Raw genomic sequence first — 25,457 nt, forward strand, 5'->3', positions numbered from 1 at the left:
GCGCAGCAGAATGATCGACGCTAGTGCTGCGTACACTGCCAACAGACTCATGTTGGTGAGTGCGCAATAAAAAACCGGCCTGAATGGCCGGTTTTTTATTGCAGCTAAATGGGTGCCGATTCAGTCATAGCCATATTGAGCAGACTTACCCCGGCAGAACACATACAACTGCCCGGGTCGTTTGCCGGCAAATGCGTAGCTATTGGCATCGCCGACTTTTTGCAGCGCTACCAGGGTTGAATCGCCCTTGAGGCGGGTGTGTTTGATCGCGGATTTGACCGCAGCGGCATCGCCATCCACAAACACGGCCAGGAAGCCGCCATCCGCCTCGGACAGGTTCACCGACTGAATCGGGATATCGCCAAATGTATAACCGCCCGGCACGACAACGTCGTGCTCCCAGATTTCGCTTTGCGGCAGCTTGGTGGCTTTGCCTAGCAAACTCGCAATGCCTTTATCGCTAAAGTCCAGTTTTTGGCAATTCAGCTGCGTCGCCAGCTGTTTGTTTTTGGGGGCAGAAGGGGCGGGCGCGGCGGTTTGCGTGCTGGTGGTTTTCTTGTCTTGCAACAGGTAGCGGCCATCGACTGGCACATCACCAATTGAACCGGCACAAGACTCGACGTGGACTTGCAGCGCCGGCGGCGTTGCCGTCACGGTCATCTTGCAGGCGCCGTCTGCATAGCGCCACTGGCCGTTATTGAAAACCAGCTGCCCACTACCCGTGCCGGAACGCAGATTGCCGGCTTTGCCTTTTTGCATGATCTCGAGATCGAACTTGCCATCCGGGCGGATGGTCAGCGAGCGTTCAAATTCTTGTGTGGTGGCATCGTAGGTGCCGGGTGTGAGAGTGGTAGAGGTACTGCCGGCGGCTGCAGTTTCAGACGCGTCCGGATTCTTTTGCAGCGCTTTCTTGACGCTCTCTTTGAGCATTGCGCCCAGATTGATGGTTTCCGCCTGGGATGCCAATGAGGAAAGCGCCAGGATGAGCGGGAGTGCTTTCAAGACGATCTTTCGGCGTGATGTTTTCATGAGATTCCGACCTGAATGAGGTAATTCCAAATGAACAACGAAGGAACAACGAAGGCCTGAATCGCTTCAGGCCTTCGCTTTACTGATGGATGCTAATCAGGGTAGCGCCTGTCTCAGTGCAGCACCATCTGGTCATTCATCGGTACAGCAATGCCCGATAGTTGACCGACTGGATTGGAGAACCCGGTGGCGGTAAACGGAATCGTCAACAAGGTGCCGTTGTTATAAGCCGGCAGCGGGGTGGTGACGACTACGTATTTGCCGTCCAGCGTAATGCCCAGGGTCGGCACCATGCCCAGTTTGTAGGCCGTGCCGTTGCTGGTGAAGCTGGGCGCGAACAGGCTGCCTACCTGGACGAGTTTGCCGGTATCGACGCCGGTGACCAGCGCCAGCCCTGCATCGGTGCCAACGATGGCATTCTTGCCGTCTGCGGAGATCGCGACCGACCAAACCGAGCCCGCCCCGGTCAGGCTCAGGGATGGCTGTACTTTCGGCGTTGCGGTGTTCAGGCCCGTCACCAGTGAAATATTGGGCAAGGCGGTTTTGTCGCCAATGATGACGGCACGGCTGGAATCCACGGGACTGATCGCGATCCCGTTGCGCCCGTCTTCGTGCCAGGAGCCAAGCGCTGCGAAGTCAGCGACTTGCGTAAAGCTGTGCGACACGCTGCCGCCCAGGGCGCCGGTGGCGACAGGGATGGAGGCAATGTTGAATACGGTCAAGCCGGTAAGGCCGCGGGCCAGCATGACTTGCCCGTCGTTGGAAATGACCAGCCCGTCCCGTGCGCTCGGAATCGCGATGGTGGCTGCGGCTTGCGGCTTGCCCGAGACAATGCCCGAAACCAGCAACAGCACGTTCGGCGCATTGCCGGAGACGACCGCTTCATTGCCATTCGGCATGATCGCCACCGAATCGCCATCGCCGCCGTAGGCCGTGATATCCAGCGTCGTCGTCGAGGCCACCGGCAAACCGGTCTGCACGTTGCTGAAGAAGCGGACGGTATTCCCGCCATCCACCACGATCCCTTGCGAGCCATCCGGTGTCAGTGCTTGCCCGTCAATGTCGTAGGCACCCTTGTACGGCAGTTGTTTGATGGTCGGTGTCGCCAGCGGTGCGCCGCTTGCGTCAAACAGATTGACCACCTGCAAGCCGTTGCCAGCCGTGCCGCCATTTCCGTCATCGGCAATCAAGGCCACGCCAAGGTTGGAGACCGCTGTGCTCGTGCCGGCAGCCGGTTGGTACAGTACATAAGTGCCCGGTGTCAGCATGCCGGGCAGCAAGGCCGAGGCCAGATTCTGGCTGAACGACCCATTGGCCCCGACGGTGCCCGTTGCGACGATGGTCCAGCTGCCGCCTTGCAGCAGGGCGAGGTTCAGCGTGGTGCCGGCCGCCACGGTGGATGGCACCGAGCCGCTGAGGGTCAGCGGTACGTTGAAGGTGGTAATGCCGCTGGCCGTGATGGTGAAGCCGAGGACGAAGACATTCCCTGCATTGGGGGTGAAAGTGCTGCCGCTTTGCCCGCCCTGGCTGCTGCCGGCATTGATGGACTGCGGCAAGGTGCTGGCCGTGAGCTGGGTGACCGAGACGGTCGCCGCCTGGCTGACCGTGCCATTCGGGAAATTGAGCGTGGTCGATGTATTTGGAATCGTTGCTGCCGCCGCCGCATTTGGATTCACGGCGACACTCGTTGTCGTCCCGCTGGTCGGCGTTGTGGTGGGGTTAGTGGCGGTGGTCGAGCTGCCGCCACCTCCACCGCATGCGGCTAACGCCAACGATGCGGCCAAGATCAGCCCAAGCTGACAAATACCTGCTTTTCTCATGATTCCTGCCCGGTGATTGAAGAGATGAAAAGGGGGTGAGTTGCTGCCAAACCTTTGGGGGCAGCGCCCTTGGAAGGAGCGGGGTTCCGCTGATGCTCAGCACTCATGTCCTTGCCGTAACCCCGTCGCTATCGACGAAGCCACGCGGGTGCCCACCTGAGCGAGACCACGGTTGATGCGGCTCTCGTGCTATCGCTTTGCTGTTCCCGGCCTGGTGAGGCCAAGAACCTGCTGTGTTTGCGGCGAAGGCAGTTTCAGGTGTAGCGGTGCTGATGCTGTCTGATGATGCTGGACTGCATTGTGATTTCTTCGATTTATATTGTCAATGTACAGTCAGTAAATGAAATAAATTGGAATGTTTTAATAATTGTTTTTGTCAGAAATTGAAAGTGAGGTGGCTCACATTGGCCGAAAATGGCAAACCCCAACCCTGTTGGGTGTCTGTGCCCAGCCGTCGGCACCGCATGCAAACTGCATAAGCGCAGGCGTTTGACCATCGGGTCTTATAAGTCTTGCCATCTCAATCCGCAGACATTGCGCACAATCGTTCGCCAAGGTCTTCCGTTGGCGTCGGGCGAATTTGAGCACGGGGCGCTTGATGACATCGGCGGCTCTGGTGCGATTTCATTGCAGAGATTCCCATGAAACGTGATTGCCTGAAGTCCCTGTGGTTGCTGGTGTATGCGCTTGTGCTGTTTGGTGCCGTTGAGTCTGTTGCTGCCGACGCATTGAACGTCAATTCGGCTATCAATAAGGCCGGCAGCCAGCGCATGCTGTCGCAGCGTATGGCCAAAGCCTATTGCCAGGTGGGATTGGGGGTGGAGACGGAGTCGTCGAAGCACATCCTCGACCAGTCGGTGACGCTCTTCGATAAGCAGCTCGGGGAGTTGAAGGCGTTTGCACCCACGCCGGAGATCAAGGACACCTATGCCAAGCTCGCGCAGGTGTGGCTCTCCTATAAGGAGTTGCTCGCAGGCAGCAAGCCAAATATCGAGAACGCCAGGAAGATCGCGCTAGTGAATGAAGACGTGCTGAAACTGGCGCAACAGGGCACGGCGCAATTCGAGAAATATTCCGGCAGCCCGGGCGGCAAGCTCATCAACATTGCCGGCCGCCAACGAATGCTTTCGCAGCGCATGGCCAAGTTCAACGTGTTCCGCGCCTGGGGCATCACGTCCCCGCAGATGCTGCAGGACCTGGATGCGGCGGCGAAGGAGTTCGCCACCGCTCAGGATGTGCTGCTCGCGGCACCGCAAAACACGCCGCAAATCACCCGTGAATTGCAACTCGCCAAAACGCAGTGGTTTTTCTTTGATGACGCCATCAAGCAGACGGCGGGCAGCCGCGACGATCAGTTGAAGAACGTGGCGACCACCAGCGAGCGGATTTTGCAGGTGATGGATGGCGTGACCTGGATGTATGAAGGGATCGCCAAATAGATTGCCGAATCGGCCAAGGCTGTTCAATTTAAGTTCAATTAAATTTTAAACACTCCCCTCGCCCACTTGCGGGAGAAGGGGGAATGTTCACTCAGCCAGCCCTCACCCCCGACCCCTCTCCCATCAATGGGCGAGGGGAGTGTTGTAAGTGAACGGTATTGGCCTGCCTGGCACCCACCTCACCCACGCATGCGCTCGCGCACCGTTTCTTCGCGCATCACCGCTTGTTGCGGGCGCAACAGATCGCTGAGCGCCACGATGCCGATCAACTGGCGGCTTTGGGCATCGGCAATGACGGGCAGGCTGGAGACGCGATGCTCGGTCATCCGCCCAGCCACGGCGCGGGCTGTTTCGCCGGGCAAGGCCCAGAGCGGCGTTTGGGTGGTAAACAGTTCGGCGCAGGTGGCATCGCTATGTTCGTGCCCGCGCAGGCTATCCCGATCCAGCATGCCGATCAGGCGTTGCGCGACCACCACCGGATAACGGCGGTGCATCTGCGCCGCAGCGAAATAAAGCTGGCAGGCTTCGGCGGTGGAGGTTGCGCCATCGATCTGGATCACATCGCGGCTCATCAGGTCGGCCACGTGTTGGCGCTCCAGCGGATCGACGCCGTATTCGCGGTAGATGTGCAGGCCACGGCGGGCGATTTTCTCGGTCATGATCGAGCGCTTCATGGTGAGCGCGGTAAAGCCGTACGCCACCACGGCCGTCAGCAGGAGCGGCAGCAGGGCCTCGGTATCGTGGGTCAGGCCGAAGGCAAAGACGATCGCGGTGAGCGGCGCGCCGAGCACGCTGCCCAGCACTGCGGCCATGCAGACCAGCGCCCATAGCTGCGGCGAGCCGCCGGGCAGCCACGGGGCGAGCGCCACGCCCAAGCCGGCACCGATCATCAGCAGTGGTGCCAACACGCCGCCCGACGTCCCCGACCCAAGCGCAATCACCCACATGATGGCCTTCACGGTCAGCAGCGCCACGACCACGCCCAAGGCAAGGCGATGGTTGAGCAGATCGCCGATCACGTCATAGCCGACACCCAGCGCTCGCGGTTCGATATAGCCGCCGAGGCCGACCACCAACCCGCCAATCGCCGGCCACCACATCCAGTGGACGTTCAGCTTGGCAAAGGCGTCTTCGGTCTTGTAGAGCGCCAGCGTCATCGCTGCGGCCAGCACGCCACTCAGCAAACCAGCCACGATGCACGATGCCCAGGCGATGCTGGTCACCGGTGCGGTCTGCAAGGGGAAGAGCGGGCCGGCCTCAAGCAGCAAGGGGCGGGCGAACCCGGCCACGGCACAGGCAATGGCAACGGGCAGCAAGCTGCGCGGACGCAGTTCGAACAGCAGTAATTCAACCGCCAGCAACACCGCCGCAACCGGCGTGCCGAAGATCGCCGTCATCCCCGCGCAGGCACCGGCCACCAGCAAGGTTTTGCGCTCGGATGCGGTGAGGTGCAGGTATTGCGCCAGCAGCGAACCCAGCGCCCCGCCGGTCATGATGATCGGGCCTTCCGCTCCGAACGGCCCGCCGCTGCCGATCACGATGCCGGACGACAAGGGCTTGAGCAGCGCCACCTTGCCGGACATGCGGCTCTTGCCAAACAGGATCACCTCAATGGCTTCCGGGATGCCGTGGCCGCGAATCTTGTCACTGCCGTAGCGCGCCATCAGGCCGACGATCAGCCCGCCAAGTACTGGAATGCCGATCACCCATGTGCCGAGGGTATTCAAGGCGGGGGAGCGGTCGGCCAGCGAGAGTGTCTGGTAGAAGAACAGGTTGGTGAAGAAGTGGATCAGCTTGAGCAAGACATCCGCCGCCAGCGTGCCGAGCGCACCAACCACCAGTGCCAATGCCGCCATCAGCAGCAAGCGGCGATCCACTGCGTAGTCCCGTTTGTGTTCGTCGTAAGTGGTGCTGTGCAAGCTGCTCATGATTGTTCGTCTGCCTCGTTGATTCGGCTGTCGTCATCGTTGAATGCGGTGATTTGCGCCACCCGGAATACGCCTTGCAGCGATTTCAGCTCCGCTTCATGCAGGGTCGCCAGGCGTTCGAGAAACGCCTCGCCTTCGGGTAAGAGATGCACCTCAACCTGACGCCGATCCGTCTCGCTTTTCTGCCGCCGCACCAACCCGTTTTCTTCGCAGCGCGTGAGCAGCGCCACCATGCCGTGATGCTGCAATTGCAGACGCTCCGCCAGCTCACCCACCGTCGCCCAATCCCGCCTAGGAAAGCCACGCACATGCAGCAACAACAGGTATTGCAGCGGCGTCAGCCCCTCTTTCTTTGCGGCGGTTTCGCTGAAATGCAGGAAGCGCCGCAGCTGGTAGCGGAATTCAGACAGGGCTTCGAAGTGTTTTTTGGTGAGCATGGGAGGTGGTGGGACGTGCGATGGCTCGAAAGTGAGGAATATATATCATATTGTGATGTATGTTTATCTGGATGGGATCGGAGAAACGTCGCCGCAGGAGGCAGACGGTGCAAATGGGCAGGTCGGTGCAGCGGAACGTCGTGGGTGGGACAGGGGACTTGGCAACAAGCCATGCGCAATAAAAAACCGGCCAGAATTGGCCGGTTTTTTAGGAGCAGGAAACGCTGAGATCAATCAGGACTGCTTGCGCGCCGCATCCGCAAAGCGCCGTGCCGCGTCGGCCGGGCTCATGTTGTCGTTGCCCCAGAACTGGCCAACGATATCGAAGAACGCCAGGCGGGTTTCTTCCTGCACGGCCATGTTGTGCGCCCAGGATGGCACCAGCACGTTCTTGTTGGCGGCCTGGCTGAAGTCCTGCGCCGATTGTTTGGCGTAGGCGTCGTAGCGGCCCATCGGGACGTCGGTGCGGGCCGGGATGTTGCCTTTGTAGAGGTTGAAGGCTTCCTGGCCGTCCTGGCTCATCAGCAGCGTGACGAAATCGCGCTGCGCGGCGAGGGCGGCCGGGTCGGTGAGTTTGAACATGGTCAGCGTATCGGCGGCAAAGCTGAAATCGCCCGATTGCGTCGGGGCTGGCCAGCAGAGGTAGTCGGTGCCTTGTGCCTTGCCGGCCTGCACGAACTCGGCCTTGGCCCAGTCGCCCATGATTTGCAGCACGGCGCGGCCGTTGATGACGTCGGCGGTGGCGAGGTTCCATTCGCGGCCGGCCGGGTCGGGCGTCACGTACGGTTTGAAGCGGCGCAGGATTTCCAGCGCGCGGATCATGGTCGGGCCGGTGAGGGCGCTTTGATCGAGCTTGCTGAAGGCCGAGCGGTAGAAATCTGCGCCCATGCCGACGGTAATGGCTTCGAACGTGGTGGCGACCTGCCAGCTCTGTTCGCTGTGCGCCACCAGCGGGATGCCGCCTTGCTTGAATTTGTCCGCCATGGCGAAGAATTCGTCCCAGCTGGCGGGGGCGCGGTTGAAGCCGAAGCGTTTCGCCAGGGAGGCGTTCACCCACAACATATTGGTTCGCGCCACACCGAGCGGCACGGCAACGTATTTGCCATCGGCCTGGATCATTTGATCGAACACGGCCGGCAGGATGCTGGACCAGCGTTGCTCGCGGGCCAGATCGGTCAGGTCGGCACAGACGCCTTGCTTGGCCCAGTTCTGGATTTTCACGCCACCAATGGCGGCGGCAGTCGGCGGGTTGCCGGCTTGCACACGGTTCTTGAGCGAGGCCATCGGGTCGCCGCTGCCGGCACCGGCGTCCATCCAGTGGTGGCCTTGGTCGTTCAGGCGCTTTTTCAGTTCGAACACGGCTTTGGCTTCACTGGACGACAACCACCAGTGCAGCACTTCGATATCGGCGAGTTTGTATTTGCCGACGATCTCCAGCAGCCGCTCGGCTTGGCCATCCAGGTGATCCAGCGTCTGGGTGGACTGGCGCAAGGCGGAGTCGGTAGCCTGGGTCATGGTGCTGACCTGCTCGGCCGACTGCGCCATGGTGGTGGTGGCGGCGGATTGCTCCATGGTGGCGTCGGCGATCTGGCGCACGATGCCAACCACGTGATCCATGCGGCCGCCGATTTCCAGCATATGGCTGCGGGCTTCTTCGGCACGTTCCACGCTTTGCTTCACGCGTTCGGTGGTATGGCTCATGTTTTCGACGGCGGCCTGGGTTTCCTTGCCGACCGATTCAATGCGCTTGGCGATGTCGATGGTGGCCTGGCCGGTGCGCTCGGCGAGTTTGCGAACTTCGTCGGCGACCACGGCGAAACCACGGCCTTGTTCGCCGGCACGGGCGGCTTCGATGGCGGCGTTCAGCGCCAGCAGGTTGGTCTGGCCGGCGATGTCCTTGATGACGCCGACGATGCTGCCGATTTCTTCCGAGCGTTGCGAGAGGCCATCCATGGTGATGGCAAGGGCGTGCATCGATTCCGATACATAGCCGACTTCTTCAGAGACGCGGCCGACGGCTTCGGCGCTTTCGCCGGAAAGATGTTGTGCATCTGCCACAGCGCCATCCACGTCGCGGGCATTGTCCGCAATGTGGGAGATGCTAACGGTGATTTCTTCGACCGTGGCGGCGCTGGATGCGGCGTAGTCGGATTGCGTGCGCGTGTCTTTGGACATCTGCGCGGTGACGCGGGTCATCTCGTGCAGGTTGAGCGCCAAACCTTCCATCTCGCGCTGGACTTCGCGGAAGGCGGATTGCTGAGCGCCGATGAAAGCATTGAAGGCATTGGCCATCTCGCCGATTTCGTCGTCGCCGCCGGAGGGAACACGCAAGGAGAGGTCGCCGCCACCGCTGGCCAGCCGGCGCAGGGTTTCATGCATCTGGCCGACAGGTTTGAGCGCCAGATTGATGGTGACCACCATGACCGCGATGATGGCCGCAAGACAGACGAGGCCAATCAATAAGCCATAACTTCCGGCGTCATTCGGGTTGAACACGATGTAGCCGAGTGTGATGCCAAAGCCAATCACCGTGCTGGCACAAGCTGCGCCAAGAATCCGGGTCCGGATGGATGCCATGTTTTACTCCCTTTCGATACGGGTAAGGCGTCGGTTGACAGACGGTATCCCGTTTCGATAGTAGCATTTTTACGTTAAAAACTTACAAGACTAGGATTCTCCCTAGATCATCTTCGTGCTAAGGGCTTGTCATGGACGGGTCTGAAAAAGCCGTCTGTTGTCCTTGTTTTTGTTGCTGCCTGTGCGGGTTAGCCCGGGATTTGTTCTGTTAGCCTAGGTCATTCTGACGCCGGAAATGCCATAGTCATGTCAAAAAAAATTCATTACAGCTGGGTGGTGGCAGCGGTCACCTTTCTCACGCTGTTGATCGGTGCCGGTGCGCGGGCCACGCCGGGCATCCTGATGATTCCGCTGGGGCAGGAGTTCGGCTGGTCGCGTGCCACCATTTCGCTGGCGGTGGCGATCAATATCGCGCTGTACGGATTGATGGGGCCGTTCTCGGCTGGCTTGATCGAGCGCTTCGGCCTGCGCCGCTGCATGGTCGCCGCGCTACTGATTCTGGCAAGCGGCATTGGCCTGACCACGCAGATGCATCAGGTCTGGCAGTTGATCGTGCTGTGGGGGATCGTCGTTGGCGTGGGCTCGGGCATGACGGCGCTGGTGCTGGCGGCGGTGGTCTCAACGCGCTGGTTTACCGCCAAGCGCGGCACGGTGATGGGGGCGTTTTCTGCCAGCACAGCTACCGGGCAGCTGATCTTTTTGCCGGTGTTGGCGCATCTGGCTGTCGGTTACGGCTGGCGGGCAGCGACCCTGACCGTGGCCGCGGCGGCATTGGTGATGGCGGTGGTGGTGGCGATCTTCATCCGCAACCGGCCGGTGGATGTCGGGCTGCGGCCCTACGGGGAATCTGAAGACACGCCGCTTGAGCCGATCCGCCCGGCGGCCGGTTCGCCATTCAAACTGGCAATCGATGCCTTGTTCCGTGGTTTGAAAACGCCGGTGTTCTGGTTGCTGGCCGGTACCTTCTTCGTGTGCGGCGCGTCGACCAACGGTTTGATCCAGACCCATCTGATTCCGGCGTGCGCGGATCAGGGCATTCCGGAAATTACGGCGGCGGGATTGCTGGCGATGATGGGCTTGTTCGATTTTGCCGGTACGACCTTGTCGGGCTGGCTGAGTGATCGGTGGGACAACCGCAAGCTGCTGGCCTGGTATTACGGCTTGCGCGGCTTGTCGCTGCTGTATCTGCCGTATGCGTTCGGGCTGGTGTACAGCGGGCTGGCGGATTACGGGGTGTCGCCGTTTTATGGGCTGGGTGTGTTTGCGATTTTCTACGGGCTGGACTGGATCGCGACTGTGCCGCCAACGGTGCGGCTGGCTACCCAAGCGTTTGGAAAGGAGCAGGTCGGACTGTACTTCGGCTGGATTTCCGCATCGCATCAGCTGGGCGCGGCAGGTATTGCCTTTGCCGCTGGCGTGTTACGGGTGGAGATGGGCAGCTACCGGACTGCCTTCCTGGTGGCCGGCGTGCTGTGCATGGCGGCGGCCGGCATGGCGCTGATGATCGGGCGCGGCCGGTTTATCGCTGTGCCGCAGCCAGCCTCTGCGGGGTAAGTTCGAGCGGGGCGCCGGCGAACAGCGTCGGCATTTCGGCAGCGGCCAGTTGCAGGCGCAGCACGCCGCCGCCGATCGAAACCAGTACGTGGTCATGTTCAATCGTCAGCACGATGCCCACCGGGTGGCCGCCAAGTAGCACGGCGGTTGGTGTGCCACGCGTAACGACGCGGCCGGCATCGAGTTGCCACACTTCATCGGCGATGCGGACGATCTCCGCCACATCGTGGCTGGCCACGATCAGCGTGAAGCCGCGTTCGCGCTGCAAATCGCGCAGACGATCCTGTACCCGTACGCGTAACGCGGCGTCCTGCGCGGAGAGCGGTTCATCCAGTAATAACAGTGGCGCGCGGCGGGCCAATGCCCGTGCCAGTGCCAGCCGCTGCTGCTGACCTCCGGACAACGCAGCCGGCTTGCGTCGGGCGAAGCCTTCCAGCTCGACCCGTTCCAGCAGTTCCATCGCCTCGGCGGGCGTTGCGCCGGCAAATTCGAGTTGCGTCAGCGCAGGCATGTTGGGGAATAGCGCGGCTTGCTGGAATTGCATGCCGATCAGCCGGTGTTCGGTGGGGCGGTCGACGTGGCGGTCAGCATCGAACCAGAGCGCGTTGCCGATGGTGATTCGACCGGCATCCGGGGGCGTCAGGCCGGCGAGCATGCGCAGTACGGTGGTCTTGCCGGAGCCGGATGGGCCGAACAGCGCGAGGGTCTGGCCGGCCTCGATACGGCCGGCGATAGCCAGCGGCAAGCCACCGTTCGCGCCATGCAGGGTTTTGGTCAGTTCAAATTCGAGTACGTGGGTCATGGCGGATGGGTTCATTGCCCGCGCTGCCGCTTGAAGACATACAAGCCAATCACCACGGCGAAGCTCAGCGCACACAAGATGCCGGCGTAGCTGTGCGCGGCGGCGTAGTTGAGGCTTTCCACATCGTTGTAAATGGCGATCGATGCCACGCGGGTCACACCGGGGATGTTGCCGCCGATCATCAGCACTACGCCGAACTCACCCACCGTGTGCGCAAACGCCAGTACACCGCCAGACAGCAGCGCGCCCTTGGCATTGGGTAGCAACACATGGGCGAGGATGTCGCGGCGATGTTTGCCGAGGGTGCGCGCCGCTTCCACCCACTGCGCCGGCAAGGCTTCAAACCCGGCTTGCAGCGGTTGCACCATGAAGGGCAGGCTGAAAATCACTGAGGCAATCACAAGGCCGGTAAAGCTGAATACCAGCCGGATGCCGAACACGTGTTCGATCCATTGCCCGAAGGCGTTGGCGGGGCTAAAGGCCAGCAGCAGATAGAAGCCGAGCACGGATGGTGGCAGTACCAGCGGCATGGCCAGCAGCGCTTCGGCCAGCGGCTTGAAGCGGCTCTTGGTCAGTGCGAGCCAGCCGGCCAAGGGCACGCCGAGCACGAACAGGATCGCCGTGGTGACGAGCGCTAGGCGCAGGGTAAGCAGGAGCGGTTGCCAATCCATCGGTTGCTTCGGTTCGGGTCTGAGGGTTCTGATCGGGTTAGAGGGCTGTAACCGCGGTGCAGCTGCCAGCAGTTACAAGCCGCCCATTGTCGCTGGATAAAGGCGCGGGCGCACCTCGGGTGTCTTATATAATGCCGGTGTCTTGGGTTGGAGGGGACTGGTGTGGTTGGATTGTTTGAGCAGGAAGGGGGCAGCTTTGAAGCGCCGATCGAGATGTTGATCACCTGCCACGACAAGATCAGGCGCTTTGCCGCGTTGACCGCCAAGCTCGCCGAACATCTGGAACGCCGTGGTTGTGACGATGTAGCGCAGGATGCGGCGCGTGGCATCTTGCGGTATTTCGATATCGCCGCGCCGCTGCACCATCAAGATGAAGAAGACGATCTGTTCCCCGCCTTGCTGGCTTGTGCCGAGCCGGCATTGCGAGCAGAAATCCTGGCCCTCTCGGCCGAACACCTTGAGCTGGATGCCTTGTGGCTGCGCGTGCGGGCGGCGCTGCAGCTGATTGTTGGCGGGGAATCGGGGGCGAGCGAGGGGGCTACGCTGCCGCGAGATTTGGCCGAAGAATTCGCCCGGCGCTACCCGCAACATGCCGCGCGCGAGGAAAACGATGTCTATCCCCATGTGGGCCGTTTGCTGGATGCGGCAACGCTGGCCGGTATTGGTGCCAGAATGGAAAAACGACGCCAGCCACCGGTCTCGATCAGTGGTCGCTAATTTACTTTCCGAGAAAGCTTTCTTGACGACTCGCCCTGTATGTAATCTGATTCTGAAACCGCCGCGACAGGCGCTATAAATAAGCAAATCGCGCTATTTTTCGGGGGATGTGTCGCCATTTTGACGTCGACAAAGCCTTACAATTTGTGCCAGCCGTATTCGCCGTTTATGCTCGAAGTCGACCGCCATTACACTTGATTCGATTCAAATAAAATACCGTGCTTCACTCATTGGACCGCCGTTTCAGTCAGTTTTACCAAGCCAACCGTCTGGCATGGCGTCTGGTTGCAGCCGTAGTCATCACCAGCTTCGTCGTTACGCTGTCGTTGACGTTCTTCCTGGTCAAACAGGAATACCAGCGCAGCCTCGCGCAAATCAGCACGGATCTGAATACGCTCGCCCGCAGCGTGACGCCGCAATTGGCGTCCAATCTCTGGCTGGTCAACACCGAAGCAGTCCACACCCAACTCAATTCCCTGCTGCAGACCAAGGCGGTCAACTGGGTCGAACTGGTTGAACCGGATGGCACGCGCTATCAGGTCGGCGCGCTCAATGGCGACCCGCATAACGTCATCAGCAAGACCTACCCCGTTAATTACAATCACCCGCTGACCGGCAAATCGGTGCGGCTGGGTGAGTTGCGCCTCGTCAACACGCTGGATGGCCTCGAATCGCAGCTGACTTCGCAAGTGAAGCGGATGCTGCTGTTGCTTGGCTCCGGCATGGGCGCTTCGGCGCTGTGCTTCCTGTGGCTGTACCACCGCCTGATTGCGCGCCATTTGAGCCATATCGCCGATTACACCCGCAAGTTCAATTACGAACGCTTGTCTGCGCCGCTCGATCTGGCACGGCCGGGCAATAGCCAGGATGAGTTGCAGGCGCTGACTGATGCGTTCAACACTATGCGGCAGAACCTGCAGCAGGGGATCGAAGACCGCGATGCGGCACAGCGCGAGCTGTTCCAGGAAAAAGAGCTGGCCGAGGTCACGCTGATTTCGGTGGCCGATGCCATCGTCACGACGACCGCCGATGGCTACGTCAAGCTGCTGAACCCGGCGGCGGAGAAATTGATTGGCTGGAGCTTCGCCGAAGCCAAGGGGCTGCCGATTGGCGATGTGCTGGTCACGGCCGCTGACGCGCAAGGCCCGCGTTTGTCGCGACTGATGCAGGCGGCGCAGGCCTCCAGCAAGCGGCAGCAGCGCGACAAGGCCACGTTGATCAACCGCAATGGCGACCGGTTCATTGTGGAGGTCGCCATCGCCTCGATCAGCGATTGGGACGGCCGCCGCATTGGTTACGTGGTGGCCTTGCATGATGTGAGTGCCGCCGAAGCGTTGACCGCGCGGCTGGCCTATCAGGCCACACATGATGAATTGACTGGCCTGACCAACCGGCGTGGTTTCATGAGTGCGCTGGTGCAGGCGAATGAGGCCGTCAAGCTGACCGGCGCACGCCGCATGCTGATGCAGATCGATCTGGATCAATTCAAGCTCGTCAACGACACCTGCGGCCATCAGGCTGGCGATGAATTGCTGCGCCAGCTGGCGCGCATGCTGCTGGAGCTGCTGCCGGAAAACGCCTTGATCGGCCGGCTGGGCGGCGACGAATTCGGCGTGCTGCTGAGCGATCTGGATGAAGCCGAGGCGCAAGTGATTGCGATGCAGGTGCTGGTGGCGCTGGAGCAATACCGCTTCGTCTGGCTGGATCGCCCCTTCACCGTGACCGGCAGTCTGGGCATGGTGCGCATGGATCAGGAATGCTCCACGCCGCAGGAAGCCATGAGCCGCGCCGACGTGGCTTGCTTTGCCGCGAAGGAAGCGGGCCGCAACCGGTTCTCGTGGTATCGCGGCGGCGAGGAAGACCTGCAGAGTCGCCACAACGAGCTGCAACTGTTGTCCACCTTGCGGCAAGCGGCCGAGACCAACCGCTTCAAGCTGCATTACCAGCCGATCGTGCCGACCCTCGGCCAACACGCGATCCCGCATTACGAAGTGCTGCTGCGGCTGGAAGACGAGAAGGGCCGCCTCATTTCCCCCGGGGCGTTCATTCCGGCCGCAGAGCGTTATGACTTGATGGCGACCATCGATCGCTGGGTGGTGGCGCACGTACTGGATGAGCTATCGATCCGTCAGGCCCGTGGCGAGGTCTTGCCGGAGTTGTCGGTGAACCTGTCCGGCAAGTCGCTCAACCGGCAGACGCTGGCGTTCGTGCTGGAACGATTGGATGAAAACCCGGTGCCGGCCGACCGCATCTGCTTTGAAATCACCGAAACCAGCGCGATTGCGAATATCAAGGAATCGTCGCTGTTTATCGAAGCCTTGCGCGCCCGTGGCTGCCGCTTTGCGCTGGATGATTTCGGCAGCGGCTTCTCGTCCTTCACCTATCTGAAGACGCTGAACGTGGATTACCTGAAGATCGACGGTAGCCTGGTGCGTGACGTGGCCGAGGATGACGTGAGCCGGCAGATGGTGCTGGCGGTGAATCGCATCGCGCATGCAATGGGTCGCAAGACGATTGCCGAGTATGTCGAGAACGAAGCCATCGTGCGGGTGCTGCAGGAGATAGGCGTCGACTATCTGCAGGGCTTCCATATTGGTCGGCCGGAGCCCGCCATTGCCGGTCGCCCGCTGGCTTCACCGTATGGTGAGGTCAAGGTGAGTGGGGTGTGAGTACAGCCCTGCTCCAAACAATAACGGCCGCGATTGCGGCCGTTATTGTTTTAAATCCCCTCGCCCTTGCGTGCAAGGCTTCAGATTTGCTCAGCTATGAGTGGGAGAGGGTTAGGAAGAGGGTGCTAGCAAAGAACGCTGCCCTTGGTATGACCCCCCCCCCCAGCCCCTCTCCCACAAGTGTGAGAGGGGAGCAAATATGTAGCCCGGACACCTTTGGTGGCCGGGGTTTGCTTGACACCATCTCACCCCGGCCGGCTATACGTACGGCTAGTTCAACCGATTCCAATTCGCCGTCCGCATATTAAAGAACCCCGATTCCTTGTACGCCCGCTCGATCACGCCCTTTTCGCGCAACATCGTCAGACCTTTTTCCAGCGCCTGGGCGGTTTCGTTGCCGTTGGGGGCGAGTTTGCTCACGAAGAGATGGCGGCTGCCCTGCAGGCCGACCTTGACGTTGGGAATCGGCACGAACTTGTGGCCGGCGGCTTCCAGCGACATATCCGCGGTGGGCTGGAACGGCGCCAGTAGCACGTCGGCACGATGCTTGACCACCATGCCGACCATCGAATCCCAGCTTTGCGTTTTCAGTACCTGGCTGAACTTGAGGCTATCGAGCGTCATGACATCCGGCTTCCAGCTCTCGGCCACGACGGCGGTGAGCTTTTGCACTTGTGGCAAGGTCTTGGCGGCCAATGCATTCGCGTTGTCCGGCGTGGTGTAGAGCCCGGCTTCGAATTCACCTTGGCGAATGAGCGGCGGGCTGACGAACACCTTGTCTTCCAGCGATTTGAGGTCGACCATCCAGGCGGTATTGCCGCCCATGGTGGCGTTGCCGGAGAGGATTTCCTTCAGGTAGCGGCTGTAGGAGTCGCTGCTGTTATCAACCTTCACCAGCCGCACCGGTCGTTTCAGGCCGCCGAGCGCCAATGCCTGTTGCACCAGTACCAGCTCGACCACATCGCGGCGTGAGCCGTCACCGTCGAAACGGGTCAGGGTCAGCGGGTCGCGGGTGCCGATGAAATGCTGGTAGTCGTTGTAAACGTCTTGCTGGGTGAGGATGGTGATGGGGTCGTTATCGGCTGACCATGCCATCGGTGCGAACAGCGTGCAGGTCAACAATGCGAGCAGGGTGCGACGGGAAAGGGCGGGCGACATGGTAGGCTCCTCGTTGTAGTTGTAAGTGTCTGCACTTGCCATCATCGCAAGGCTTACAGGTGTACGCAATCCGCTCCGGCGCTTCTGCCGGCCCGTTCGTCGCCCATGCCGCATGAATACAATGCCCGGTCATGGCAGAACTGAAATAGAAGTACGCTATCAATCGCATCAAGTTTCCCGATTGGACGTCTGTTCGACCGACGTCTATCTTCCCTTGAACCTGAATTACCCCCGAACTTCGTAAACCCAAGGAGACCATCATGGCCGTTCTCGTAGGCAAGCAAGCCCCTGATTTCACTGCAGCAGCCGTACTCGGTTCCGGCGAAATCGTTGAAAACTACACCCTGAGCCAAGCCGCCAAGGGCAAGTACGCCGTGGTGTTCTTCTACCCGCTTGACTTCACCTTCGTGTGCCCGTCCGAACTGATCGCCTTCGATCACCGTCTGGAAGAGTTCAAGAAGCGCAATGTCGAAGTGATCGGCGTCTCCATCGACAGCCAGTTCACCCACAGCGCATGGCGCAACACCCCGGTTGAAAAGGGCGGCATCGGCCCGGTCGGCTACACCCTCGTGGCTGACCTGAAGCATGAAATCGCCAAGGCCTACGACGTGGAGTCCGCTGATGGCGTGGCCTTCCGTGGCACGTTCCTGATCGACAAGAGCGGCGTGGTGCAACACCAGTACGTCAACAACCTGCCGCTGGGCCGCAACATCGACGAAACCCTGCGTCTGGTCGATGCGCTGCAGTTCACCGAAGAGCACGGCGAAGTTTGCCCGGCTGGCTGGAACAAGGGTAAGAAGGGCATGAAGGCCGACGCGGCCGGCGTGGCTGAATACCTGGCTGCGGAGGCTGCCCAGCTCTGATTCGCTGGCTGTACCCGTCTACGAAAACCGCCGGATTATTCCGGCGGTTTTTGTTTGTCCGCCAGATCGGTAGGTCGGGGTGGCTTGCACTATGCTGTCTTGAGTGTTTCTGCGGTTATATACGAGCCTTGGAGCCAGCCATGACCATTTCCCGCAAGCTGATCGTTTCCTACGCCTTGATGGTGCTCTTTGCCGCGATCATGGGCATGGTCGGCATCTCGTCCTTGTCCCGATTGTCCAGCGCGGTCGATGACGTCACCGGTGTTGCGATGCCGAGCGTGCAATATTCGCTGTCGATGCGAGCCGACTTGATCGATTTCCGTAATCGCGAAACCCAGCTACTGATCGCGAAAGACGACGCAGAAATCAAGGACACGATTCAGCGCCAGCAACAGAATCTCGACGATCTGGCCAAGCATGAAGCCGCCTATGCGGCCCTGATCAATGCGCCGGAAGAAAAGGCGATGAACGAGGCTTACCTCGGGGCCAAGCGCACATACTTCCAGTCCGACCAGCAATTTCGCGCCTTGGTGGCGGGTGGTCAGCACGATGCCGCGCTGGCGTATTTCCGTGGCGATAGCCGCAAAGCCTTCCGCAACTTCCTGCCCACCATCGACAAGATCGTCGAATACAACGCGAAAGTAGCAACGACCAGCAGCGAGGCCGCCCACGCCGCGTTTTCATCCGGCCGCAGCCAGATGATCATGTGGATCAGCCTGATCCTGATCGCCAGCGTGCTGCTTGGCTTGTGGTTGATTCCGGCCATCGTGCGGCCATTGCGGCGTATGCAGGCCACCATTGTCGAAATTGGCGAGCGGCTTGATTTCACCCGTCAGGTCGAAGCGGGCCGGCATGACGAGATCGGACTGACTGCTGTCGCATTCAACCAGTTGGTCGAATCGGTTCGGCAAGCCTTGCGCAGCATCATCGGTGCATCCGACGAGTTGTCCACGTTGTCGGTCCGGCTGGCTGATTCATCAGGGCGGGTGTCGGATGACTCAGCCAAGCAAAGCGACGCTTCCAGCACGATGGCTGCAGCGGTCGAGCAACTGACCACCAGCATCGCCCAGGTATCGGAGAGCGCGGATGTGGCGCTCAAGGCGTCCGGCGAGGCCGATGGGCACGCCCGGCGTGGTGGCGGTGTAATCAACGATGCCGTGGCGGAAATGGAAGGCATCGCGATCACGATTCGCGAAGTCGCTGGCAGCATCGAGCGCTTGGGGCAGCAGTCGACCGAGATCACCAGCATCGTGCAGGTCATTCGCGATGTGGCCGACCAGACCAACTTGCTGGCGCTCAATGCCGCGATCGAGGCTGCGCGTGCCGGTGAACAAGGGCGCGGCTTTGCCGTAGTGGCCGATGAGGTGCGCAAATTGGCCGAACGCACTCGCCTCGCCACCCAAGACATCACCATCAAGATCGGCAGCATTCAGCATGCCTCGCAAGAAGCAGTGCAAGGCATGAGCGGTGCGGTGATCCGCGTTAATCGGGGCGTCGAGCTGGCTGGCGAGGCGGGCAAGTCCGTCGTCGACATCACGGACGGCGCGCGCCGGGTCGAATCGGAAATCCAGGTCATCGCCGAAGCGCTCAAGGAGCAAAGCGAAGCCAGCCATATCCTGGCCGGCAACGTCGAAAAGATTTCGCAGATGTCGGAAGAAAACAGCGTGATTGCCGGCGAGACGACGCAGCTGGCCCGGTCGCTGCGCGCATTGGCCGAAACGATGCGTGGCACGGCGGGGCGATTCGCGACTTGAGTGAGTCATGTAGCCCGGACGGCTTGCCGGCCCGGGGCTCTCTCTTTTGCTGCAGTGGCCCCGGCCGGCAAGCCGTCCGGGCTACAAATCCCGTTTTACCTCTCGTCTACAGGCTTTGCCTTTCGTCTTTTATTTTCCAGCGGGATAAAATTGCGCTTTCCCTGTCTGCCCACGGTTCCCGATGTCTCAGCACGTGATCGCGCCACCCGCCAGCGGCGTGAGCCCCCAAACCTGGTATCAACACATCGCCGGCCAGCCCGGTTTCATCGCCGATGCCGCGCAAGCCGAGGCCATTGCCCGACTGGAGTTGCTCTGGCAGCAGTTGGTTGAATTCAAAAAGAAACGTAGCCGCCTGTTCGGCAAGAGCCTGTTGCCCCAGCCGGATCTACCACGTGGTTTGTGGCTATGGGGCGGGGTGGGGCGCGGCAAGAGCTTCCTGATGGATGCCTTTTTTGCCGGCCTGCCCTACATCCGCAAAAAACGGCTGCACTTCCACCAGTTCATGCAGGAAATCCACGCCGAGCTACGCAAACAGGCCGGGAGCGACGACCCGTTGGCGAAAGTGGCGGAAAAGTGGGCCAAGGCGGTGCGGGTGTTGTGCTTCGATGAATTCCACGTCTCCGACATTGCCGACGCCATGATTCTTGGCCGGCTGATGGAGCACCTGTTCGCACGGGGCGTGGTGCTGGTGACGACCAGTAACTACGCGCCGGATGGGCTGTATCCGAATGGCTTGATGCGCACCAACTTCCTGCCGACGATCGATCTCCTGAAGCGCACGCTCGATGTGCTCAGTGTCGATGGCGGTCAGGACTACCGCATGCGCACGCTGACTGCCGCACGTACCTATCTCACCCCGTTGTCCGACGCACACAAGGCTGAACTCGGCACCTTGTTCGATGCCATTTCGACCGGCAAGGATCAATCCAAGACCCTGACCGTGGAAGGCCGCAAGGTCAACGCCGTGCGCCACGCACCGGGCATCGTCTGGTTCGATTTCGACGTGGTCTGCGGCGATGGTCGGGGGCAGACGGACTATCTGGCGCTAGCGCACCTGTATCACACGGTCATCGTCGCGGGCATTCCAAAGCTTTCCTCGCGCAATTCAAACCAGGCACGTCGCTTTACCTGGATGGTCGACGTGTTCTACGACCACCGCGTGAAGCTGATCATCAGCGCCGAGGTGCCGGCCGATCAGCTCTATACCGAAGGCGCGCAGGCGAGCGAGTTCTTTCGCACCGCCAGCCGGTTGACCGAGATGCAGAGCAAGGAATATCTGTCGCTGCCGCACCAGTCGGTGGACGAGAGCATGGCTGGCGTGACGGAGACGTAGTTTCCGCACCAATGGCAGTACCTACGTCTTGAACCACAGAGGTTCACAGATGAAAGGCAAAGGCGAGAACCTGTAGGTACAGTGCAATGTAGGGCGGGTTAGCAGCTTGCTGCGTAGCCCGCCGCAGGCTGGGTATGCCACGCGAATATCCGGCGGGTAACCCGCCCTACGAAACGCTGTGTCCTCTGTGGTTCAAGATTTAAAGTTTTCAACCGGAATGCCACCTATGCACGCAATCGAAATCACCACCCATGGCCTGCAAAGGGGCCAAGCGCCAGTGCCCGTAGCCGGCCCCAATCAACTGTTGGTGCAGGTACGCGCAGCTGGCGTCAATCGCGCCGATTTGATGCAGGCCGCTGGCAAATATCCGCCACCGCCGGGCGAATCAAACATCCTTGGTCTGGAAATCGCCGGTGAGGTGGTGGCCGTTGGTGCGGGTGCCAGCGGCTTTGCCATTGGCGATGCCGTATTCGGTCTGGTCGGCGGTGGGGCCTATGCCGAATTCTGCGTGCTCGATGCCGCGCTAGCGCTTCACAAGCCCGAGTCCTTGACCTTTGAGCAGGCCGCGGCCCTGCCGGAAGCGTGGATGACGGCGTGGTTCAACCTGATCGAACTCGGCGGTTTGCAATCCGGCGAGAGCGCGTTGATTCATGCTGGCGCGAGCGGCGTTGGCGCGGTGGCGATCCAGCTGGCGAAATCACGCGGAGCATGGGTGGCGACGACGGTGGGCAGCGCGGAGAAGGCTGCGTTTTGCCGCGCGCTCGGGGCCGATCTGGTGGTGAATTATCGCGAGCAGGATTTCGCCGCCGAGGTGAAAGCCGCTGGTGGGGTGGACTTCATTCTGGATGGCGTCGGCGGCGATTACCTGCCGCGTAACCAGAGTTGCCTTAACGCCGATGGCCGGTTGATCCTGATTGGTTTGCTGAATGGCACGAGTGCCGAGATCAACCTCGGCGTGATGCTGGTCAAACGCCAGCGGATTCGCGGCTCAACCCTGCGACCACAGCCACTGGCGGTGAAGGCGAAACTGGCGGCGGCATTGCGGGATGAAGTGTTGCCAGGTGTGCTGGATGGGCGGATCGGTATCCATATCAGCCGGGTATTCCCGCTGGCCGAGGCGCAGGCTGCGCATGATTGGGTGCGGGGTGGTCACAATCTAGGCAAAGTCGTTTTGCGTGCGGCGTAGCTGATTTTGTAGGAGCGAGCTTGCTCGCGATGGCATCGTGTCATTCACCACTGCTATCGCGAGCAAGCTCGCTCCTACAAGGTTTCTCGGACACACAATCTGCACGCCTCACGCCTCACGCCTCACGCCTCACGCCTCACGCCTCACGCCTCACGCCTCACCCCTCCGGCTTCTTCGCTGGGGCGAGATAGAAATCCTCCGGCTTCACCATCTTGGCCGCTTGCGGGTCTTCCACATAATGCGGGCTCATGATCTGGACGCGGTTTTCGTTGAACACGTCCTGCACATTGCCGTTGAGCACTGACAGCACGAAGATGCGCTGCGCCGGATCATCGATGGCGAAGCGCAGATGGTATTCAACGTAGAAGTCGGAGAGGGCAGTCTGGAAGACACGTGGCGCGGGCACGTTGCGGATGCCATCGGTACGTGTTGCGCCTTCCAGCAACATCGCCTCCACCTGCCGCCACGGCGTGTCGTAGCCGATGGTGACTGAAATCTTGCAGATCACGCCGCCGCCGCGTGCCAGTCGCGAGAAATTCTTCACGCTCTGGCTCACCAGTACCGAATTGGGAATGCTCAGTTCTTCACGCAGATTGGTGTGGATCTTGGTGGCGAACAGGCCGATCTCGGCCACGGTGCCTTCTTCCGCGCCGACCGCCACGTATTCCCCCACCTTGATAGCCCGCGAGTAGATCAGGATCAGCCCCGAAGCCAGTTGGCCGACGACGCTGGATGCGCCCAGCGACACCATCAACCCGACCATGACGGAGAGACCCTTGAACGCCTCCGTGTTCGCGCCGGGCAGATACGGGTAGATCATCGCAATCGAGAACAGCCAGGCCGCGACGGTGAGCAGTTTGCGCGTGGTCTCGGCGGTATCGCGGTCGAAGAAAGTGAGCTGTACCCGGCCGCTTTCCAGTTGCCGGAACAGGTAGTTGATGCCTTTGGTCGCCCAGCGCGTGATCAGCAGGATCAACAGCACCACGGTCACGCTGGGTAGCGCGCTGATGATCGCCAGCGCGAAACGGGTCAGCAGACCGATGACCTGCGCGTCGAGTTCCTCGCCCCACACGCGGGTATAGGGAAACAGGCGCAGCACAGTGGAGAGCCAGACGTAGACCACCGCGAGCACGGTGGGCCACAGCAACAAATGGCTCACCACTTTGAGCACGGTCCTGATCAGCCGCAGCGGCAGCACCTTGCGCCAATGCTTCGGGCCGGCCAGCCGATGCAGCAGATAACGCGTCAGCCGCAACCACAAACGCCACAGTCGGGAGAGCGCCCAGAACGCGGCGGCGAGCAGCACGGTGGCGAGCATCGCCTTGGCAATCGCCGTGACGTACTGGCTGGCGTTATCGAAGCCCCTGCTGTCTTCCAGCAATTGCGCGACTTGTTGTTTGGCTGCTTCCGCCTTGCCGGTCAGTGTTTCGCCGGCAGGGATGTCGACATCGTCCCGGCCGACGATGAACAGCATGTCGCCGTCGTATTGGACGATGGCGCCGGTCGCATCGGCTGTGACCGCCAGCTTGGTCGGCGAGCCGTGGCCCAGCAGGCGACGGATGCGCTTGGCCGCCGCTTCGGCCCGTTGTTCCGGCGTGAAGCCCAGCAAGGTGGCGTGCATGGTGACGACGATGCGGTTGTTGACGGTCACATTGGCGTCGGCAGGGGCCGCTGGCGTCGCGACATCGGCCAACGCCGGGCCGTAGAGCAGGGTGAACAACAGGACAAACAGAGCGCGCATGGCAGGAAAACCGGAAAGTTGGGTCGTGGTCGGCGAGACAGGACGGTGGCATGTCTTGCCAGAGGATGTCGCGATTTTCGCTGCAAACGGAGGAAAAGGGTAAGAGATGTGAGGGGAAAGGTGTGAGGAATGAGGGGTAAACCCGTTATTTTTCAAATAAGGCGCTTGTCTTGGCACGTAGCGTTAATACACTCGCCACCTCACACCTCACCAATTTGATAACGATTCTCATTTGTGTTGTAATCGCCTCCATCGCGGTGCAGCCCACCGCAATTTCCCTTCATTTCAGGAGAACGGATGTGAACGCATACCTCGTTGGCGCGGACGTGCTCGGCAATATTCCGGATCTGCTCACCCAATACGGCATCACCATCCACAAACACGTCTCGGGCCGGCACGCCGCGCATCAGCGCAAGCCAGCCAGCCTCAAGGGCGTTGATCTCATCATCTTGTTTACCGATTTTCTGGGGCATAACGTGATGCGCCATTACCGCGATCTGGCGAACGAGGAAAAAATCCGTTTCGTCGCTTGTCGGCGCTCGGTGTGTTCGCTCTCGCAGTCGCTCGACAAGATTGGCGCTTGCCAGAAGACGTGCGATACCTGCCCGAATCGCAAGCTGCACTGAGCGCCACCAACAAAACCCTGCTGGCGTTGTTGTGTTTGCTTGCCGTACCAGTTGTACTGTCTGCGCTTCGCACGCCTAGCCAGCACCGCTACGCTGGGTTTTGTTGGCGGCTCTAAACGTTGCGCCCGGCAAAGCTTGCCGCTGGCATCACAGCAACACTCCGCACTTGATCGGCCCGGACATGCTTCCGGGCCTTTTTGCTGCTGTTTTTCTGCATTTGATGGCCGCCGACTGCCAACTTCCCAATGGCATGATTCCTGCTTAGCTATGCCTAACCCAACCGGAGATGGCCATGCTTGGACAGATCAACGATTACTTCCGCACTTCAGAAACGGCGCTCAAATTGCGCTCGCAACGTCAGGAAGTGATCGCCGCCAATATCGCCAACGCCGATACGCCGAACTACAAGGCGCGTGATTTTGACTTCCGCTCCGCTTTCGATGCCGCCACGGCCAAGCAACACGCAGGGCAAATGGCCACGACCGATGCGCACCACCTGCAGCCGAAGTCGGGCGTGGCCAATCCGCTGTCGCCGCAACTGCAGTACCGCAATCCTTTCCAGCCGTCGATCGATGGCAACACGGTCGAAATGAATACGGAAATGCGCGAGTTTTCCGATAACGCGATCCGTTACCAAGCTGCGATCACCTTCATGCAAGGGCAGATCAGCACCATGAAAACCGCGCTGTCCACCCAATAACCGTCGCTGACCAAGGAAACTGAATCATGTCTTTGTTCAAGGTCTTCGACATCGCATCCAGCGCCATGACGGCGCAGTCGATCCGCCTCAACGTGGTGGCGAGCAATATGGCCAATGCCGAATCTGCCACCAGTTCGAACGGTCAGCCGTACCGCGCCAAGCAAGTGGTGTTTCAGGCTGCGCCGATTGGCGGTGATCGCAAGGCGGTTGGCGTGAAAGTTGCTGGGGTATTGGAAGACCAGACACCGCCCAAGCTGGTGTACGACCCGAAAAACCCGCTGGCTGACAGCAATGGCTACATCGCCATGCCGAATGTCGATGTGGTGGAAGAAATGACCAACATGATCTCCGCCTCGCGTTCGTACCAGACGAATGCAGACGTGATGAACACCGCCAAGACGCTGATGCTGCGCACCCTGCAGCTCGGCCAGTGATGATTGAAGGAGCACCGCG

Annotated in this window: 20 protein-coding genes; 11 read left to right on the forward strand and 9 right to left on the reverse strand. The window is 60.6% G+C overall.

Going from position 1 to position 25,457, the window contains the following annotated elements:
• Positions 1-120 precede the first annotated feature (120 nt).
• Positions 121-1,002: a hypothetical protein gene (locus tag BR41_RS22685; protein WP_211251654.1), complete on the reverse strand. Its 882-nt coding sequence runs from the start codon at positions 1,000-1,002 to the stop codon at positions 121-123.
• 140 nt (positions 1,003-1,142) lie between these two features.
• Positions 1,143-2,849 (reverse strand): WD40 repeat domain-containing protein, encoded by a 1,707-nt coding sequence (locus tag BR41_RS04255; protein ID WP_156970559.1) that lies wholly within the window; start codon positions 2,847-2,849, stop codon positions 1,143-1,145.
• A gap of 677 nt (positions 2,850-3,526) precedes the next feature.
• On the opposite strand from BR41_RS04255, the gene BR41_RS04265 reads away from it, so the two are divergent.
• Positions 3,527-4,288, forward strand: coding sequence for a type IV pili methyl-accepting chemotaxis transducer N-terminal domain-containing protein (locus BR41_RS04265; protein WP_245615807.1), 762 nt, complete (start codon positions 3,527-3,529; stop codon positions 4,286-4,288).
• A gap of 179 nt (positions 4,289-4,467) precedes the next feature.
• Here the strand turns inward: BR41_RS04265 and BR41_RS04270 are convergent, their stop codons facing one another.
• The 3 genes from BR41_RS04270 to BR41_RS22690 form a co-directional block, all read right to left on the reverse strand.
• Positions 4,468-6,216 (reverse strand): chloride channel protein, encoded by a 1,749-nt coding sequence (locus tag BR41_RS04270; RefSeq protein WP_051710092.1) that lies wholly within the window; start codon positions 6,214-6,216, stop codon positions 4,468-4,470.
• On the reverse strand, positions 6,213-6,653 hold the full coding sequence (locus BR41_RS04275) for a MarR family winged helix-turn-helix transcriptional regulator (RefSeq protein ID WP_051710099.1): 441 nt from the start codon (positions 6,651-6,653) through the stop codon (positions 6,213-6,215). Before BR41_RS04275 ends, BR41_RS04270 begins: the two co-directional genes overlap by 4 nt.
• 234 nt (positions 6,654-6,887) lie before the next feature.
• Positions 6,888-9,230, reverse strand: a complete 2,343-nt coding sequence (locus BR41_RS22690; protein ID WP_051710100.1) for an extracellular solute-binding protein — start codon at positions 9,228-9,230, stop codon at positions 6,888-6,890.
• A 246-nt stretch (positions 9,231-9,476) separates the two neighbouring features.
• Between BR41_RS22690 and BR41_RS04285 the strand changes: the two genes are divergently transcribed.
• On the forward strand, positions 9,477-10,784 hold the full coding sequence (locus BR41_RS04285) for an MFS transporter (protein WP_051710102.1): 1,308 nt from the start codon (positions 9,477-9,479) through the stop codon (positions 10,782-10,784).
• Here BR41_RS04285 and BR41_RS04290 read toward each other — a convergent pair.
• Both BR41_RS04290 and modB read right to left on the reverse strand, forming a co-directional pair.
• Positions 10,750-11,586, reverse strand: coding sequence for an ATP-binding cassette domain-containing protein (locus BR41_RS04290; RefSeq protein ID WP_051710105.1), 837 nt, complete (start codon positions 11,584-11,586; stop codon positions 10,750-10,752). The two genes, BR41_RS04285 and BR41_RS04290, sit on opposite strands and share 35 nt — an antisense overlap.
• Positions 11,587-11,597: 11 nt before the next feature.
• Complete coding sequence (gene modB, locus BR41_RS04295) at positions 11,598-12,257, reverse strand: molybdate ABC transporter permease subunit (RefSeq protein WP_035053188.1); 660 nt, start codon at positions 12,255-12,257, stop codon at positions 11,598-11,600.
• Positions 12,258-12,419: 162 nt separating this feature from the next.
• Here modB and BR41_RS04300 point away from each other — a divergent pair, with 162 nt between their 5' ends.
• Positions 12,420-12,974 (forward strand): hemerythrin domain-containing protein, encoded by a 555-nt coding sequence (locus tag BR41_RS04300; protein ID WP_035053190.1) that lies wholly within the window; start codon positions 12,420-12,422, stop codon positions 12,972-12,974.
• A gap of 218 nt (positions 12,975-13,192) precedes the next feature.
• A complete protein-coding gene (locus BR41_RS04305; RefSeq protein ID WP_084186832.1) occupies positions 13,193-15,643 on the forward strand; it encodes an EAL domain-containing protein in 2,451 nt (816 codons plus the stop codon).
• A 270-nt stretch (positions 15,644-15,913) separates the two neighbouring features.
• Here the strand turns inward: BR41_RS04305 and BR41_RS04310 are convergent, their stop codons facing one another.
• A complete protein-coding gene (locus tag BR41_RS04310; protein WP_035053727.1) occupies positions 15,914-16,801 on the reverse strand; it encodes a type 2 periplasmic-binding domain-containing protein in 888 nt (295 codons plus the stop codon).
• Between the two features lie 260 nt (positions 16,802-17,061).
• On the opposite strand from BR41_RS04310, the gene BR41_RS04315 reads away from it, so the two are divergent.
• From BR41_RS04315 to BR41_RS04330, 4 genes are all read left to right on the forward strand, one after another.
• A complete protein-coding gene (locus tag BR41_RS04315) occupies positions 17,062-17,664 on the forward strand; it encodes a peroxiredoxin (protein ID WP_035053192.1) in 603 nt (200 codons plus the stop codon).
• Positions 17,665-17,804: 140 nt separating this feature from the next.
• Positions 17,805-19,418 (forward strand): methyl-accepting chemotaxis protein, encoded by a 1,614-nt coding sequence (locus BR41_RS04320; RefSeq protein ID WP_051710116.1) that lies wholly within the window; start codon positions 17,805-17,807, stop codon positions 19,416-19,418.
• Between the two features lie 181 nt (positions 19,419-19,599).
• Complete coding sequence (zapE, locus tag BR41_RS04325) at positions 19,600-20,751, forward strand: cell division protein ZapE (protein WP_211251656.1); 1,152 nt, start codon at positions 19,600-19,602, stop codon at positions 20,749-20,751.
• A gap of 226 nt (positions 20,752-20,977) precedes the next feature.
• Complete coding sequence (locus BR41_RS04330) at positions 20,978-21,937, forward strand: NAD(P)H-quinone oxidoreductase (RefSeq protein ID WP_035053195.1); 960 nt, start codon at positions 20,978-20,980, stop codon at positions 21,935-21,937.
• Between the two features lie 157 nt (positions 21,938-22,094).
• Here BR41_RS04330 and BR41_RS04335 read toward each other — a convergent pair whose 3' ends face one another.
• Positions 22,095-23,678 (reverse strand): mechanosensitive ion channel family protein, encoded by a 1,584-nt coding sequence (locus BR41_RS04335; RefSeq protein ID WP_035053197.1) that lies wholly within the window; start codon positions 23,676-23,678, stop codon positions 22,095-22,097.
• A gap of 299 nt (positions 23,679-23,977) precedes the next feature.
• On the opposite strand from BR41_RS04335, the gene BR41_RS04340 reads away from it, so the two are divergent.
• The 3 genes from BR41_RS04340 (at position 23,978) to flgC (ending at position 25,438) form a co-directional block, all read left to right on the forward strand.
• On the forward strand, positions 23,978-24,304 hold the full coding sequence (locus BR41_RS04340) for a DUF2325 domain-containing protein (protein WP_035053200.1): 327 nt from the start codon (positions 23,978-23,980) through the stop codon (positions 24,302-24,304).
• A gap of 292 nt (positions 24,305-24,596) precedes the next feature.
• Positions 24,597-25,004 (forward strand): flagellar basal body rod protein FlgB, encoded by a 408-nt coding sequence (flgB, locus tag BR41_RS04345; RefSeq protein ID WP_035053733.1) that lies wholly within the window; start codon positions 24,597-24,599, stop codon positions 25,002-25,004.
• Between the two features lie 26 nt (positions 25,005-25,030).
• Complete coding sequence (gene flgC, locus BR41_RS04350) at positions 25,031-25,438, forward strand: flagellar basal body rod protein FlgC (RefSeq protein ID WP_035053202.1); 408 nt, start codon at positions 25,031-25,033, stop codon at positions 25,436-25,438.
• The last annotated feature ends 19 nt before the right edge of the window (positions 25,439-25,457 follow it).

The sequence above is a fragment of the Andreprevotia chitinilytica DSM 18519 genome (assembly GCF_000711875.1).
GTDB classification, from domain to species: Bacteria; Pseudomonadota; Gammaproteobacteria; order Burkholderiales; family Chitinibacteraceae; genus Andreprevotia; species Andreprevotia chitinilytica.